General features: G+C 49.5%; 13 protein-coding genes and 1 other annotated feature. Of the genes, 8 read left to right on the forward strand and 5 right to left on the reverse strand.

The window, feature by feature from the left end:
- Positions 1-861, forward strand: coding sequence for an FAD-dependent oxidoreductase (locus tag PKH29_08105; GenBank protein ID HNX14802.1), 861 nt, complete (start codon positions 1-3; stop codon positions 859-861).
- Positions 862-940: 79 nt separating this feature from the next.
- Here the strand turns inward: PKH29_08105 and PKH29_08110 are convergent, their stop codons facing one another.
- The 3 genes from PKH29_08110 to PKH29_08120 form a co-directional block, all read right to left on the reverse strand.
- Positions 941-1,348, reverse strand: a complete 408-nt coding sequence (locus PKH29_08110; protein ID HNX14803.1) for a hypothetical protein — start codon at positions 1,346-1,348, stop codon at positions 941-943.
- Positions 1,349-1,360: 12 nt separating this feature from the next.
- The gene (locus PKH29_08115) at positions 1,361-2,665 is read right to left on the reverse strand and encodes a glucose-6-phosphate isomerase (protein HNX14804.1); all 1,305 of its coding nucleotides are present in this window, start codon (positions 2,663-2,665) and stop codon (positions 1,361-1,363) included.
- A 72-nt stretch (positions 2,666-2,737) separates the two neighbouring features.
- The gene (locus PKH29_08120; protein HNX14805.1) at positions 2,738-3,955 is read right to left on the reverse strand and encodes a D-alanyl-D-alanine carboxypeptidase family protein; all 1,218 of its coding nucleotides are present in this window, start codon (positions 3,953-3,955) and stop codon (positions 2,738-2,740) included.
- Between the two features lie 107 nt (positions 3,956-4,062).
- Here PKH29_08120 and PKH29_08125 point away from each other — a divergent pair, with 107 nt between their 5' ends.
- Complete coding sequence (locus tag PKH29_08125; GenBank protein ID HNX14806.1) at positions 4,063-4,743, forward strand: DUF2461 domain-containing protein; 681 nt, start codon at positions 4,063-4,065, stop codon at positions 4,741-4,743.
- A gap of 88 nt (positions 4,744-4,831) precedes the next feature.
- Here the strand turns inward: PKH29_08125 and PKH29_08130 are convergent, their stop codons facing one another.
- On the reverse strand, positions 4,832-6,166 hold the full coding sequence (locus PKH29_08130) for a Gfo/Idh/MocA family oxidoreductase (protein ID HNX14807.1): 1,335 nt from the start codon (positions 6,164-6,166) through the stop codon (positions 4,832-4,834).
- A 175-nt stretch (positions 6,167-6,341) separates the two neighbouring features.
- Positions 6,342-6,582 (forward strand) — a binding site (T-box leader).
- A gap of 98 nt (positions 6,583-6,680) precedes the next feature.
- On the opposite strand from PKH29_08130, the gene PKH29_08135 reads away from it, so the two are divergent.
- Positions 6,681-8,066: a TrpB-like pyridoxal phosphate-dependent enzyme gene (locus PKH29_08135; protein HNX14808.1), complete on the forward strand. Its 1,386-nt coding sequence runs from the start codon at positions 6,681-6,683 to the stop codon at positions 8,064-8,066.
- A 75-nt stretch (positions 8,067-8,141) separates the two neighbouring features.
- Here PKH29_08135 and PKH29_08140 read toward each other — a convergent pair whose 3' ends face one another.
- On the reverse strand, positions 8,142-9,005 hold the full coding sequence (locus tag PKH29_08140) for an aldose 1-epimerase family protein (GenBank protein HNX14809.1): 864 nt from the start codon (positions 9,003-9,005) through the stop codon (positions 8,142-8,144).
- Between the two features lie 122 nt (positions 9,006-9,127).
- On the opposite strand from PKH29_08140, the gene PKH29_08145 reads away from it, so the two are divergent.
- The 5 genes from PKH29_08145 (at position 9,128) to dtd (ending at position 16,121) form a co-directional block, all read left to right on the forward strand.
- Complete coding sequence (locus tag PKH29_08145) at positions 9,128-11,785, forward strand: family 78 glycoside hydrolase catalytic domain (GenBank protein HNX14810.1); 2,658 nt, start codon at positions 9,128-9,130, stop codon at positions 11,783-11,785.
- A gap of 5 nt (positions 11,786-11,790) precedes the next feature.
- Positions 11,791-13,653, forward strand: a complete 1,863-nt coding sequence (uvrC, locus tag PKH29_08150) for an excinuclease ABC subunit UvrC (GenBank protein HNX14811.1) — start codon at positions 11,791-11,793, stop codon at positions 13,651-13,653.
- A complete protein-coding gene (locus PKH29_08155; protein HNX14812.1) occupies positions 13,653-14,429 on the forward strand; it encodes an HAD-IIA family hydrolase in 777 nt (258 codons plus the stop codon). The genes uvrC and PKH29_08155 overlap by 1 nt, the downstream gene beginning before the upstream one ends.
- Positions 14,430-14,527: 98 nt before the next feature.
- On the forward strand, positions 14,528-15,679 hold the full coding sequence (gene metK, locus PKH29_08160; GenBank protein ID HNX14813.1) for a methionine adenosyltransferase: 1,152 nt from the start codon (positions 14,528-14,530) through the stop codon (positions 15,677-15,679).
- Position 15,680: 1 nt separating this feature from the next.
- Positions 15,681-16,121 (forward strand): D-aminoacyl-tRNA deacylase, encoded by a 441-nt coding sequence (gene dtd / locus PKH29_08165; protein ID HNX14814.1) that lies wholly within the window; start codon positions 15,681-15,683, stop codon positions 16,119-16,121.
- Positions 16,122-16,240 lie beyond the last annotated feature (119 nt).

A 16,240-nucleotide genomic window follows, 5' to 3' on the forward strand; every position in this document is an offset into this window, starting at 1 on the left:
ATGAACAATTTTGATCTTTTCATCATCGGAGGGGGCCCCGCGGGTATTTCCGCTGCGCTTTATGCAAAACGCGCGGGTGTTTCGGTATGCGTCGTTCACAATGGTATCGGTTCGCTCCGAAAAGCTGAGAAAATCGATAACTATTACGGCTTTTCCGGCTCGGTGAACGGAACAAAACTCTATCAGGACGGACTCGAACAGGCCCGCAAATTGGGTATTGAAGTAGTTGAAGATGAAGTTGTCGGCATCGGGTATACAGGCACTTTTCTTATTAAAGGAAAAACCGATGAATATGAATCGAGAGCCCTTTTAATTGCAACCGGCTCAAAGAGAACGACCCCGAAAATCAATAACTTTACTGATTTTGAGGGAAAAGGCGTCAGCTACTGCGCAGTCTGTGACGGGTTTTTCTATCGCGGGAAAAATGCGGCTGTACTCGGCAGCGGCGATTATGCTCTCGCGGAAGCCGAGGAACTCAAGCATGTCGCATCGAGTGTGACAATTTTGACGGACGGTGAACCATCCGTTACCGATTTCGGTGAATTCACGGTTATAACCGACAAAATCGCCTCGTTAAAAGGGGAAGAACGGCTCGGAGAGGTCGAATTCGTTAACGGAACCACCCTGCCCGTCTCCGGTCTGTTCGTCGCCATCGGCGTCGCCGGTGCGACTGACTTTGCCAAAAAGCTCGGCGCGGTCACCAAGGGCGCAGCAATCGTGACAGACGAGAACGGCAGAACGAATTTACCCGGACTTTTTGCCGCGGGCGACTGCACGGGCGGATTGATGCAGGTATCAATCGCGGTATCAAAAGGCGCTTCGGCAGGACTTGCGGCGGTGGAATTTATAAGGCAAAAATAATACCGGAACTGCATGACCATTACCGATAAAAAAACGGCGGCCGGAAAAAACCGACCGCTGTTTTTTTAAAAACATAGAATTAAATATACTGTTTTACGCTCTCCGGAAGCTCAGAGATGTCCGCAGACACTGTGAAGACGAGTTGAACACCGTGCGGTACCGAAAGCAATGCGACTTTTTCAAAGAACTTTTCCATTGCTTCGTAATCGCGCGGACAGATCTTAAAGAGTCCATCTACGTAGATATCGGTGATGTCGTAGTTTCCGGCTGTCAGACCCGCAAGAAATCCGTATAATTCGCCGAATCCCTCTACCCGGTATTCATCGATATCGATTAACTTTACCTGGAGTGAAAGGTCATAACGAAGCTTCATGCCTTTCTCGATGCAGACAACATTTCCTTTACTCTCTTTCGCGGCGCCGTTCACACCTTCAATCAGAAGTTTGGTCTTTCCCGAACCTTTTTTCCCGACGATCAGTTTCAACATTGGCGTTGCCTCCTATAACGATTTTGTTGGTTTGCCTAAGAGATTAAACATGTTTTTCTTATAAAATTCCACGCCCGGCTGGTTAAACGGATTGACTCCGAGCAGATACCCCGATATTGCGCAGGCCTTTTCAAAGAAGTAGACCATATAGCCGAAATTGAGTGCGTCGATTCTTTCAAACTCGAGCAGCAAACAAGGTACGCCGCCGTCGTTATGCGCGGATAAGGTGCCTTCCATCGCCATATTGTTGACAAACGAAACGCCTTTACCCTCGAGATAATTTAAACCGTCGGCATCGCCCTCGCTGTAGCCGATGAGATATTCGGATTTAGGTTGTTTGAACCAGACAACCGTTTCGAACAGGTCTCTCCGGCCTTGCTGGATATACTGTCCCATTGAATGCAGGTCGGTGGAAAAGATCGCGCTTGATGGGAAGATGCCCTTGTTGTCCTTGCCTTCGCTCTCGCCGTAAAGCTGTTTGAACCACTCACCCATCATCGTGAAATCCGGCTCGAATCCCACCAGTATTTCGGTTGAAAAACCTTTACGGCAGAGGATATTGCGGATCGCAGCATATTTCAGGCAGACATTTGACTCGATGTCCGAATCACCTAACTCTTTCTGAGCACTTACCGCGCCGCGCATCACCGCGTCGATGTCGATGCCCGCAACCGCCATCGGAAGCAATCCCGGCGCGGTCAAAACGGAATAGCGGCCGCCGATGTCATCGGCAATCGTAAAGGTCTCATATCCCTCTTTATTCGCAAGCGCTTTTAAAGTACCGCGTTCTTTGTCGGTTGTGACGAAAATACGATCCTTGGCGCCTGCGCCGTATTTTTTCTGCATCAGATCGGTAAACGCCCGGAATGCGATGGCAGGTTCAGTTGTCGTGCCCGACTTGGAGATGACATTGACGCAGACCTCGCGTTCTTCGCAATAATTCAAAAGCTGGTTCAGATAATCGGAACTGATATTGCAGCCGGCAAACAGGATTTGCGGCATATCGTTTGAAAACAGATTATACTGGCTTCCGCGCAGCAGTTCGATGGCCGCTCTCGCGCCGAGATAAGAACCGCCGATGCCGATGACGACTAAAACACCGCACATGCCGCGGATGCGTTTGGCCGTTGCCTTGATGTGTTCGAATTCGACTTTATCATAATTTTCAGGCAGGTCGAGCCAGCCGAGAAAATCGTTCCCCGGACCTTTTTCGGAAATCAAAAGATTCTGCGCCGTCTCGGCCTGCACAGCGATGGCTTTATATTCACTCTCATCGATAAATTTCGTTAAAAACCGTTCGTCCAGCTTGATTGACACCCGAAAACCACCCTTACCTGTTTTTTTCATGATACCATAACAGTGTGAAGAATTCAAGTGTATAACCAAGGTTTATGAACCCGCTGAGGTGTAGTTTTCCAATAACTCGATAAAGGCCTTCCACAAAGTCAGGCGTTCAACAGCCTGTGCCGCAACAAGAGGATATTCGCCCAATTTTTCGCCGTTTTCCGAGATGATTACGACTTTGCCGACGGTATCCCCCTGTACGATCGGTGCTGTCAGCCGCTCCGGGATTTCAGTCGAATAAGCCAAATTCTTCTCATTTCCCTTTTTAAGCAGGACATTCGGTATTACACCGGCGACCACTTCGATTTTCGATAAAGTCCCGCGCTTTACGGGCAATATAATCTTTTCGGAAGGCGGTTCAGGCGTCAATATTACATAATTCGCATAACCGAAATCAAGCAAAGTCCGTGCGGCAGAAAAACGGTCGTCGCTGGTTTCCGAACCGAAAACGGTCGCTACGAGCTTCAGGCCGTCACGCTCGGCAGTCGCTGTCAGACAGCAGCCCGCTTTATCGGTCGTTCCGGTTTTTAGGCCGGTAATTCCTTTATAAAACCGAACTAATTTATTCGTGTTGACGAGTTCGGTCGTCCCTCCGCGCAATGTATCCATCCAAATCGTCGAATAATTGATGATCAATTGATGTTTGATCAATTCCGAAGCAGCGATTGCCGTGTCGCGAGCAGACGTAAAATGGTTGTCTTCGTCAAGGCCGCTTGCATTCATATAATGCGTATTCGCCATACTGAGTACTTCGGCTCTTTCGTTCATCATGCGCACGAAAGCATCTTCGGAGCCGGCGATAAATTCTGCAAGCGCAACTGTCGCGTCATTCGCGCTGCCGACTGCGACCGCTTTTAACAGATCGTCGACCGACATCACTTCGCCGACTTCGAGCCAAATCTGTGAACCACCCATGCTTGCGGCATGTTCGCTGCAGGCCACCTGATCGTCCAATTTGATTTCGCCGCGTTCAAGCGCTTCCATAATCAACAGAAGGGACATAATTTTTGTGACTGAGGCGGGTGCCACTCTTGTATCGGCATTCTTTTCGAAAACAACCGTTCCCGTAGTCGGCTCAATCAGAATTGCATTCGGAGCTTTTATCGTTTCCGCATCCAGTACTGCATCGGGCCTTGCAGCTGTGACAACGACGTCATCGGAAATCTCATCTTCCGGCATGACATCCGCACCAATCGGAATCATACAGCTAACAATAAATAATATCGCTAAAACAACGGCGGACAGTTTTTTGAAGCATTTCATAATGATCACCTCGGTGAATCATATGCCGGTATTGCCCCAAAAAGCCCAAAGTGATATACTTTAAAAATCGAAAGACACGTATTTTTTAGCGTCAAGGAGTATTGTTTATGTCTTTCAGCGAAAAAACCATTCAATTTTTAATCGAAAATAAAATTGAAAACAGCCGGGATTGGTTCACGGCACATAAAGCGGATTATCTTCGTTTTGTCGTGCAGCCGCTCGCCGAGTTTGTTACGGCTCTGACTCCCCCGATGCTCGAAATTGACCCAATGTTTGACTGCGAGCCTAAAATCAATCGCGCAATCTCCCATATTTACCGAGACACACGTTTTTCAAAGGATAAAACGATTTTCCGAGATGTGGTATGGTGTCTTTTTATCCGCGATAAAAAGCTGTTTCATAATCTCCCGGGCTTTTTCTTTGAACTCTCTCCGCGGGGTTTTCGGTACGGCTGCGGCTTTTACATCGCCGAGCCGGCGACGATGGCAAATATCAGGCAGTTTGTGCTGACAAACAATCCTTTCTTTGAAAAAGCAAAAGAAGCATTCGACCGTCAAAAAATCTTTAATCTTGACGGAGATTGTTATAAAAAGACCCGCTTTCCCGATCAATCCGAGGAACTTCGTAAATGGCTGGACTTGAAAGATATCTGCTTTATCTGCGACAACATAGATTTCGATTTACTATACAGCGAAGAGCTATCCAAAAAAGTTGCCGATGATTTAAAAATACTTACGCCCGAATACCGATTTTTGCTGCTTGCGTCAATCAGCGGGACAGTTGAATAACATACCATTATTTTGCCCATAACATTTGAAAATGTATAACTACAAAGCGCCGCACCAATGGTGCGGCGCTTACTTTGCTCTATAAATTTTATTGAATATCAACTGCCGGGATGTCCATAATGCATCTGTTTTTCATGGAATCATCGGCGCGGAAAACGGCCAGGTGCCCGTAGACTGAATCGGCGATGCTGGTGCAAGACAAAGACGGTTTACCGCCCTGCACATATTGAACAAAATCCTCGACAAGACGCTGATCGCCGCCTCCGTGACCACCGTTGACGCCAGAGGTATCTCCGTTAATGTTCAAATCCACGATCTCTTCCGAATATTCGCATCCAGGACGCGGATCGATCATGCGTACGACAAATCGGGATTCATCGGCGACGCCGGTGATCTCCCCCTTTGTGCCTACGATATGGATGGTACGCTGCGGTTTTGCTGCGCCTCCGAGCATATTGTGCGATGCGGTCACTCCGTTTTGAAAACGGATGTTGACTGTTTGATGGTCTACTGTCTCATTGTCGCATTTATAAACACAGCGGCCGTAGATACTGTCGGTCTTGAGCGTCGCTTCTTTATCTGCAAGCGTGGGATTTTTGAGGTGTTCAAGGTTGTCCCAGACATAGAAAGACCAACGGTCGGGATGATCAAGGTAATTCTTTCGGGCTGAGTAAAGACATTTGGATTCCACTTCCGGCGGGCAGTCGACAAGACAGCGGGTTCCGGCTCCGGCGGGAGCTTTTTCGGGCTTGAATTGAAAGTTGGAACCGAAACTGGATACTGCGGCGGGTACGATTCCGCTCATCATCCACATGATCATATCAATGTCGTGGCAGCATTTTGCCAGCAGCATGGAATTGTGTCCAGCCTGAGCGGTATTTCGCCATTTGCCGCGGATATAGCCCACCGCAATATGGTGGTAAGAGACATTCTCCGTCGTCTCTATAGCAACGATTTCACCGATATCACCGGCGGCAACGCGCTTTTTCACTTCAACATAAAACGGGGCATAACGCATGACATGGCAGATCATCACGCGGCGTTTATTTTCTCGCGCGGCCCGAACCAACTCCCACATCTCTTTCTCATTGATTGCGAAGGGTTTTTCGAGCAGTATATGATAACCCGCTCTTAACAGCGGAATTGAGGTGGCGACATGCTGTTGATCCATCGTGCCGTTGATTACGGCATCCGCAAAACGAGGTACCGTCGCAAGAGCCTCCGCTGATCCAAAGAGCGATTCATTTGAGAGATTGTAGAGTTTTTGAATCTGCGCCCGGCGAAGGGGATTCGGATCCGCGACGCCGACGATTTTTAATTTATCCGGGTTGTTCTGGGCAAAAAACGCGTAAGTGAGCGACCGATGACCGCCTCCGACGATGACAGCGTTAAGCGGTTGCCCAAGTACGGATTCATGAAACATCAGGGTGTTACCTTCCTTTTCTCACGAGCAGAACAGTATTGCTCCGCCGCTTATTATTTCCTGCCTATTATACAAATAAAGTGGAAAAACCGCAATACGAAGTTACTGTAAATATTTTAAAATAAGTGTTGACAATCTTTTTTTCATGTGCTATGATAACCGCAATTGAACAGCCGCGAAACCGTTGAGCGAGAGAAGTAGCCGCTGTTGCCGAAACTCAGAGAGTCGTTGGTTGGTGCGAAACGACATGAGGCACACAGGTGAATGGCCTCGCGAGGGCAGCCCGAAATGTTAAAGTAGGCGCTGACGCGAATGCAGCGTTATTGCAAGGATATGTGATTGCATATCAAAGAGGCGGACATTGTTATCAATGTCAAATTGGGTGGCACCGCAGAAGCATGGCTTTTGTCCCATAGTACGGGACAGAGGTCTTTTTTATTGTTTGAATTCGATTTCCTCCCGTACTGAAAATGACAATCACAGGCAGTTCAAAAAATTTTAGGAGGAAACCGAAATGTCAAAAATGGACACACCCAACAAAATTTATTTGAGCGAAAATGAGATGCCGAAGGCATGGTACAATCTGCGCGCCGACATGAAGATCCAGCATGCACCACTGCTCAACCCCGCAACCCTCGAACCCATCAACGACCCCGCGCAGCTTGCGCCGATCTTCTGCACGGAACTCGCCAAACAGGAACTCAACACCAAAGACCGTTTCATCGAGATGCCCGAAGAGATTTACGAATATTACAAGCTCTATCGTCCGTCTCCGTTAATTCGTGCGTACAATCTCGAAAAAGAACTCGGTACCCCGGCGAAAATCTATTACAAATTCGAAGGCAACAACACCTCCGGCAGCCACAAGTTGAACTCGGCAGCCGCACAGGTATACTATGCAAAAGCACAGGGTGTCAAATCTTTGACGACAGAGACCGGTGCCGGACAATGGGGCACTGCGCTCTCGATGGCCTGCGCATATTTCAAAATGCCGCTGACCGTCTTCATGGTCAAGTGCAGCAGTGAGCAAAAACCGTTCCGCAAGGCGGTTATGGAAACCTACGGCGCGACGGTCATCCCCAGCCCGAGCAATACCACCGAAGTCGGCAAAAAGATGCTTGCTGCCGATCCGAATACCACGGGTACTCTCGGCATGGCCATTTCCGAAGCCATCGAAAAAGCGGTCACAAGCGATAATGCGCGCTATACCCTCGGCTCTGTGCTCGATCAGGTGCTTCTGCATCAATCCATCATCGGCCTCGAGACCAAGATTGCGCTCGAGAAATACGACATCCAGCCGGACGTCTTGATCGGCTGCGCAGGCGGCGGCTCCAACCTCGGCGGTTTCATGGCACCGTTCGCGGGCGAAAAGATTCAAAAAGGCGCGAAGTATAAGATCATCGCGGTTGAACCCGCTTCCTGCCCCTCGATGACTCGCGGCAAGTTCGCCTATGATTTCTGCGATACCGGAAAGACCACCCCGCTCGCCAAAATGTACACCCTCGGAAGCGGCTTTGTCCCCTCCTCCATCCATGCGGGCGGTCTGCGTTATCACGGCATGTCCCCGATCGTCAGCCAGCTTTATCACGACCGGATCATCGACGAGGCGCGTGCCGTCGCCCAGACCAAGGTCTTTGAAGCGGCTACGCTGTTCGCCAAAGTCGAGACGATCCTGCCCGCGCCGGAATCTTCCCATGCCATCCGCGTCGCCATTGACGAGGCGCTCGAATGTAAAAAGACCGGCGAGGCCAAGACAATCGTGTTCAACCTTACCGGTACCGGTTATTTCGATCTGAATGCCTACAGCGAATATCGCAGCGGTAGAATGGTCGACTATGTTCCGACCGATGCAGAACTCCAACAGGGCTTTGATTCATTGCCCAATGTCGGTTCTCTATAAAAAAGCATAAATAATTGATAAAAATCCCGCGATCAATTTGACCGCGGGATTTTCGTTATCAGTATGACACGCGCTTTAGAACGGGCGAATGGTATGGGTGCAGGTGAAGGTCTTCCCTGCCTCCATGCGGATAATACCTTCTTTTTTGGTCAATTCGCCGTTATGATAAATCGAATCGCCGATGCCATACCACGGCTCGATGCAAATATAACCGCCATTGGGTCTCGTCCAAATGCCGAGCATCGGATAGTCCGGGAAAAAGACCTCGACACCCTTTTTACTCTTTTTGCCGATCAATGTGTTTTTCCTGGATTTATGGTCGGACAGGAAAATCGCATCGGTTGTAAAGAGATTATAGTTCAGGTTCAAAGTGTCTGTGTCGGTCATAACCGGTGTGACTTCGCCTGTGAACAACTGCTTATCAACCATGCGTCTGCCCACATTTTCTTTTTTCTCAAAAACGATCTGATAGTCGGTGAAATCTTCGCCGGGCATGAGCGGGCAGCGATACCCCTCGTGCGCGCCGATGGAAAAATACATCTCATCTTTTCCGGTGTTCTTGACGTCATTTTTGACCGAGAGGGTGTCGCCATTCAGCTCATAGATGATGTCAAGTTGAAAATGGAACGGATAGTTTTTTAAAGTTTCCTCATTGTCGCAAAGGGTGAAAGTGATTTTTGTATCACTCTCTTTTTTTACGGTGAACTCCATATCACGAGCAAAACCGTGAATATCCAGCGTATAGGTCTTACCGCGATAGGTGTACTCATTGTTTTTCAAACGGCCCACGATCGGGAAGAGAATGATCGCACGGTTGGCCCACGGACCGGAACCGTCGTAGAGATATTCGGTGCCGTCGGCGGTTTTAATCGATTGAAGTTCTGCGCCCAGCGAAGCAATTTCAACTGTTAAAAATTTGTTTTTCAATGAGTAATTCATGTCATAACGCCCCTTTCGCGAGAATTATATCTTTTGCTGTGAAACCTGTCAAGCGCTATTGACCCGAATGAGGTTAACGGGTAAAATAAAGATACTACTTTTCGGGAAGGACAATTATTATCATGGGCATTACAAAAGTATACGACTTGACGATCAATTACCTCAAGAATCCGCTCGGACTGGACGAGACCCCGAGATTTTCTTATAAACTCGCCGCCGACTTACGCGGCGCAGTACAAAAGACCTGCCGTATTCGGGTGGCATTCGATGCCTTGCTGCTGCAAAAAGGCATCGGCGACCTCTGGGACAGCGGTGAAATCAACACTGATGATACCGTGCATATCGCATATCAAGGCAAAAAGCTGCCGCCGGTGCACCGTTGTTTTTGGAATGTAACTGTCAAAGGCGAAAACGGCAAAGTCGTCACGAGCGAACCCGCGTTTTTTGTGACCGGAAAACTCGATTCGGCTTGGAATGCCAACTGGATCACCGCTGACTTTATTGGCAAAGGTGCGCTTGCAGCAGACCGTGAAGCATCAGCCTTAAAAGCCCCTTATCTGCGCCATGAATTCAAACTTGTAAAACCTGTCAAAGAGGCGTTTTTATTGATTTGCGGGCTCGGTTATTTCGAGGCGCATTTGAACGGCAAAAAGGTCGGTAACGACGTGCTGACCACACCGTTTACTCGCTTCGACGAGACCGTGATGTACAGCACCTACGACGTAAAAGACATACTCTCGAAAGAGAACGCCATCGGCGTGATTTTGGGCAACGGCTGGTACAACTGTTTTGCCGAAGACCCTTGGAACACCAAGCAAGCCACCTGGCGGCATTTTTCGAAAATGATTGCGGAACTGCACGTCACTTATGAGGATGGCACAAGCGATTTGATTTGCTCCCGCGCCGACTGGAAATCGAGCGACGGTCCGATCTTTTTTAACGGCATCCGCAACGGCGAACACTATGACGCGCGTAAAGAACTCGGTGACTGGACGGTTGCCGGATATGATGATGCCGCATGGCAGCCGGCAAAAATGATTCGCGGACCCGGCGGCGCGCTTATCGGAATGAATCTTCAGCCGATTCAGATCCACCACGAATTCCCCGCCGCTAAACTCTGGAAGACCGAGACTGGTTGGGTGTTCGACATCGGGCAAAATCAGGCCGGTGTGGCGCGCTTTAAACTGCGCGGAGCTGCCGGAACCGAGATCACGACGAAATATTCTGATGTGTTAAAAGACGGTTCTCTTGATATGATTCCTATCTCCGGATTTATCAAAAGCCACGGCTTCCAGACCGATAAATACATCAAAAAGAGCGACGATGAAGAAGTTTGGCAGCCGATTTTCGTCTATCACGGTTTCCAGTATGTCGAGGTCTCGGGCATCGATTACGAGCCCAAACTCGACGATGTGGTCGGTCTGACAATGTACACTTCGTTCGATGTGTCGGGGCATTTCGACTGCTCCGACGAACTGCTCAACCGCGTGCAGCACCTTTGCTGGTGGTCGACGGTCTCAAACTGCGAATCCATCCCGACCGACTGCCCGCACCGCGAGAAAAACGGTTGGACGGGTGACGGCGCGGCTTCCTCCGAACAGATTTTGATCAATTTCGGCGCGCAGGCGTTTTATTCCAAGTGGCTTGACGACATGCGCACCTCTCAGCGGCCTGCGGGGCAAATTCCTTGCGTGGTGCCGTCCACCGGATGGGGCTATAACAGCATGAACGGCCCCGATTGGTCGATGGGTCTGACCGATATCCCGTGGACAATTTACGCCTACAACAACGACCGCAACATCCTCGAAAAGAACTACGAAGCCATCAAGAAACACTGCTCGTATATGGAGAGCATGAGCGACGATTACACCGTCCATTACGGGCTCGGAGACTGGTGCGCGCCGTTCGAAGGACCCGCAATCTCGGTCAACATGGCCTCGTTCAAATGCCCGACCGCCGTTTCGGACACCGGGTGCTTCTACGATGCCGCTTTAAAACTCTCCAAGATGGCGAAACTGCTCGACAAGCCGGAAGACGAAAAATATTACACCGAATTGGCTGCAAGGATAAAAACGGCCTTTCGCAAGAAGTTTTACGATGAGACGACGCATACGGTTGCCGGCGACTGCCAGACCTCAACCGCCGAGATGCTTTTCCAAGAAATTGCCGAACCCGAAGAGCGCCCGGTTTTACTCGCCAAACTGGTCGAACAAATTCACCGCGACAACGACCACGTCGATTTCGGCCTGCTCGGCTGCAAATATGTGATGCACACGCTCGGCGCGATGGGCGAAGGCAACCTCGGTTTCAAGATGCTGGCGCAGCGCACCTTCCCCGGCTGTCAGCAATGGATCGACCTCGGCGCGACCACGCTTTGGGAGTGCTGGAACGGCGGCGGTTCGCATAACCACCACATGTTCAGCGACCTCTCGGCGTTTATGTATAAATACGTCGGCGGCATCTCGCCCGACGAAAAAAAACCGGGATTCAGGCACACGATTCTGCGCCCCGCCATCGACTGCGGCTTGGAATTTGCAAACGCCGAACACGAGAGCATGTACGGCAAGGTCGCTTGCCGCTGGACCAACAAAGACGGCAAGCAGACACTTGATATCAATGTTCCGGTTTGCTGCGAAGCTACGCTGTATCTGCCCGCCGCCTATGCCGGAAAGTTGGCCGAGTATGGCAAGCCGATTAGCTTTACGGCGAAAGCGAGCGGCTCGGAATATGCCGTCACCCTGCTGAGCGGTCAATATCATCTGACAGCCGAAAAGAAGTAAAAAACATGGATCAATTTCTCGATCTGAATGAGAATATCCCTGCGCTGCGGGACAAAGCCTCTCGTCTGCCTTTGCAGCCGGGCGTATATTTGATGAAGAATTCAACCAAGAATATCATCTATATCGGCAAAGCGAAGGTCTTGAAAAACCGCGTCAATCAATATTTTCACTGTTTCGGGAACCTGACTCCCAAGACGATCAAACTGGTCTCCAATATCGATGATTTCGATTATATCGTAACCTCAAGTGAATTTGAGGCGCTGCTGCTCGAATTGAATTTGATCAAGCAATACCGCCCGAAGTATAACATCCTGCTCAAGGACGACAAAGGCGTCAGTTTTATCAAGATCACCCCTCCGCCCTGGTCCAAAATATTAGCCGTCCACCGGCAGGAGGACGACGGAAGCGAATACATCGGGCCGTTTCCGTCGAGTTACACCGTGCATCTGATGGTCGATCAGGCGATTGCGATTTTCGGGCTGCCGACCTGCAACCGGGTGTTCGGCGAAAAAGATACCGGAAGACCTTGCCTGAACTACTTTATCAAGCAGTGTTACGGACCGTGCAAGCGCGGAAACAACTCCCCGGAACGTCATGCCGAATTGATCGGCGAAGTAAAAAAGTTTTTCCGAGACGGCGACCGGGAGATCGTAAAGAACCTGACCGAACAAATGGAACAGGCGGCGGAGTCGCTCGATTTTGAAAAAGCCGCAACCCTGCGCGATCGGTTGAATGCGATTGAAAACATTCGCAAGACCCAGAGCGTAATCGACACAACCACCGCCGAGGCAGATGTGTTCGGGCTCACGCGCGGGAACTCCCAGTGCTGTTTTGCCGTCCTCTCAATTCGTAAAAGCCGGATTGCGGACAAAGAAAACTTTTTTATCGACGACACCGCTTCGGAGAATGCGCAGGCTTCACAGCTGCGCGCGGACTTTTTGCTCGGCTATTACGCCAACAAACAGGAGATTCCAAAAAAGATCTTTATTGATGGCGACTGTGAGGACAAAGGGTTATTGGAAGAATTGTTATCCCAAAAGCGCGGTTCCAAGGTTTCAATCACCCTTCCGCAAAAGGGCGAGGGCGTCCGATTAATTCAAATGGCGGCTAATAATGCCTTTGAACAGCTGACGCAGGTTACCGGAAAACAGCGTGAGAGCGGGATGCTGAGTGAGCTTTCGAAGTTAGTCGGTATCGAGAAATTGAACAATATCGAGTCCTACGATATATCTAACACCTCAGGCGCGGACAATATCGCGGGCATGGTGGTGTTTATCGACGGCAAACCGCAAAAATCCCACTACCGACAGTTTATTATCAGGGGATTTACAGGTCAGGATGATTACGGTTCTTTAAGAGAAGCCGTGAAGCGCAGATATACACGGTTTGTCAACCACACTTCAAACGACGCCGCTTTTTCAGCAAGACCTGACTTGATACTTGCGGATGGTGGTCAGGGGCAAGTCAGCGCGGTGAAAGACGCGCTTGCAGAGTTGGAACTAACCGATATTCCGGTGCTTGGCATGGTTAAGGACAGCCGCCACACTACCCGCGCTTTGGTGGACGAACACGGGAATGAGATCGAGATCAAATCGGCACGCGGCGCGTTTACACTGGTCAGTACAATTCAGGAAGAAGTTCACCGTTATGTGATCACCTGCCACCGCAACCGCCGTTCCCGCCGCACCACCGCTTCGGTGCTCGCTAACATTCCGGGCATCGGCGACAAGCGTATTACGGCGCTGATGGAAGCGTTCAAAACCATCGAATCCATCGCAAAAGCGAGCGTGGAAGAACTAGCCGCCGTGAAAGGCATGAGCAAGCAGGCAGCGGAGCGTACCAAACGGTTTTTTGAGGAGGAATATTGATGAGGGACTTAAAACAGATCAAACACTTCGTTTTAGATATGGACGGCACAATTTATTTGGGCGACAAGCTATTTGACTTTACGCCCGCGTTTTTAAACAAAGTAAAAGAGACCGGGCGAGACTTTGTCTTTTTTACAAACAACTCTTCAAAAAACGCGACTGCATACATCGAAAAACTGCTTCGAATGGGTATCGAAATTACTCAGGAGCAAATGCTGATCTCCAACGAAGTAATCATCGAGCATATTTTAGATAAATATCCGGGAAAAAGCGTCTATGTAATTGGCACGGAACTGTTGAAAAACGACTTTATCAATACGGGAATTAAACTTACCGAGGAAGCGGACCTGGTCGTTTTGGGATTCGATATCGAACTTGTTTATCACAAACTCGTGGTCGGGTGCGATCTGATCCGTGCCGGAAAACCTTTTTTGGCGGTCAATCCAGATTTTAACTGCCCGGTTGAAAACGGTTTTATCCCCGACTGCGGCTCGATTGCGCGTTTGATAACCGCTTCTACGGGTGTTGCTCCGGAATTTTTCGGTAAGCCGTCGCAACATGCGCTTGACTATATGCTGCGCCGCATCGGATGCATGCCGGAGGAACTTGCGGTAATCGGCGACCGACTTTATACCGATATTGCAATCGCCGAAGGCACTGAGGTCACCTCCATTCTTGTCCTCTCGGGGGAGACGAAAGAAGAGGATTTAAAAACTTCTGAATTCAAACCGGATATCATTGTGCGCGATCTGGATGAGCTCTCAATGTATTTGTAAGACTTGACGAAAGCCCAAATTGTGTTATAATATTACATTGCCGGAAGGCAGACTATTTAAAAATTGCGCACTCATCCCCTGCGAAAGGAAGGCACAAAATGGCGAGGACGTTTTTTACTTCAGAATCGGTTACAGAAGGGCATCCCGATAAAATTTGTGATAAAATTTCCGACGCGGTGCTCGATGCGATTATCGCGCTCGATCCCGGAGCACGGGTTGCCTGCGAGACCTGCTGCACCACGGGTGTATTATTTATAATGGGTGAAATTTCCACCGATTGTTACGCAGACATTCCTAAAATCGCCCGTGAGACCGTCGTTGAGATCGGTTATGATCGCGCTAAATACGGCTTTGACGGCACTACCTGCGCGGTACTGAGCACCATCGACGAGCAGAGTCCTGACATTGCACTCGGCGTCAGCCGCGGCGTTGAAATCGGCGCAGGTGATCAGGGTATGATGTTCGGTTTTGCCTGTGACGAGACCGAAGAACTGATGCCGCTTTCGATTATGCTCTCTCACAAGCTTGCAAAACGGCTGGCTTTTGTTCGTAAAAACGGCATTATGCCATTTCTCAGACCGGACGGTAAGACCCAGGTTACAGTCGAATTTGAAAACGGAAAACCCATCCGCATCGACACCGTAGTCGTTTCTTCTCAGCATGCCGAAGAAATTTCGCTGGAACAGCTGCGCGCAGAAATTATTCGCGACGTGATCAAGGAGACTATTCCGGCGAATTTGTTGGATGATAAAACAAAATTTTTAATCAATCCTACCGGTCGGTTCGTCATTGGCGGCCCGCACGGCGACAGCGGTCTGACCGGCAGAAAACTGATTGTCGACACTTACGGCGGTTATGCCCGTCACGGCGGTGGCTCCTTCTCCGGCAAAGATCCCACTAAGGTTGACCGCTCTGCCGCATACGCCACCCGTTGGGCGGCTAAAAACGTCGTTGCAGCCGGCCTTGCCAAACGCTGCGAAATTCAAATTGCTTATGCCATCGGTGTTGCAAATCCCGTTTCGATTGATGTTGAATGCTTCGGTACGGGTAAATACAACGATGAAGTAATTGCAAAAGCCGTTGAAAGCGTATTCGATTTCCGACCTGCTGCTATTATTGAGCAGCTTGATCTGCGTAAACCAATCTATAAACAGCTGGCATCTTACGGTCATTTCGGAAGAACCGATCTCAATGTCCGCTGGGAGCGCACCGACCGCGTCGAAGAACTTCTTGCCGCTGTAAAAAAATAATATGAAAGCCATTATCCAACGTGTCAGCTGCGCCAACGTAATCATTGAAGGCAAGACCGCCGCCGAAATCGGTTTCGGTCTGCTTGTGTTATTAGGCGTTTCTGTCGGCGATACTCCTTCCGACGCCGATTTTTTGGCTAAGAAAATCGCTTTAATGAGAATTTTTTGTGACAGCGAAGAAAAAATGAATTTATCTGTACAGGATGTAAGCGGCTCAGTCATCGCCGTTTCCAACTTTACGCTATATGCAGATGCTTCACACGGGAACCGCCCGTCGTTCATCGCAGCAGCGCGGCCCGAAATTGCCGAACCGCTGTATGAGCGGTTTGTTCTTAAACTACTCGAAAACGGCGTAAAAAATGTACAGACCGGCGTTTTCGGCGCCGACATGAAGGTCTGCATCGAAAACGACGGCCCCGTGACAATTATACTGGAATCTTAACACTCGTCTTTGTTTTGATTGTCGTTTTGTTTTGGCTTTTTAAATGTGTTGGTCCCCTGCGAACTTGTGTTATTTTGCGTCGTCTGTTTGGATTTAGTCTTTTTTGACGGCATTGTTAT

This window comes from Oscillospiraceae bacterium, from assembly GCA_035353335.1.
Taxonomy (GTDB): Bacteria; Bacillota; Clostridia; order Oscillospirales; family JAKOTC01; genus DAOPZJ01.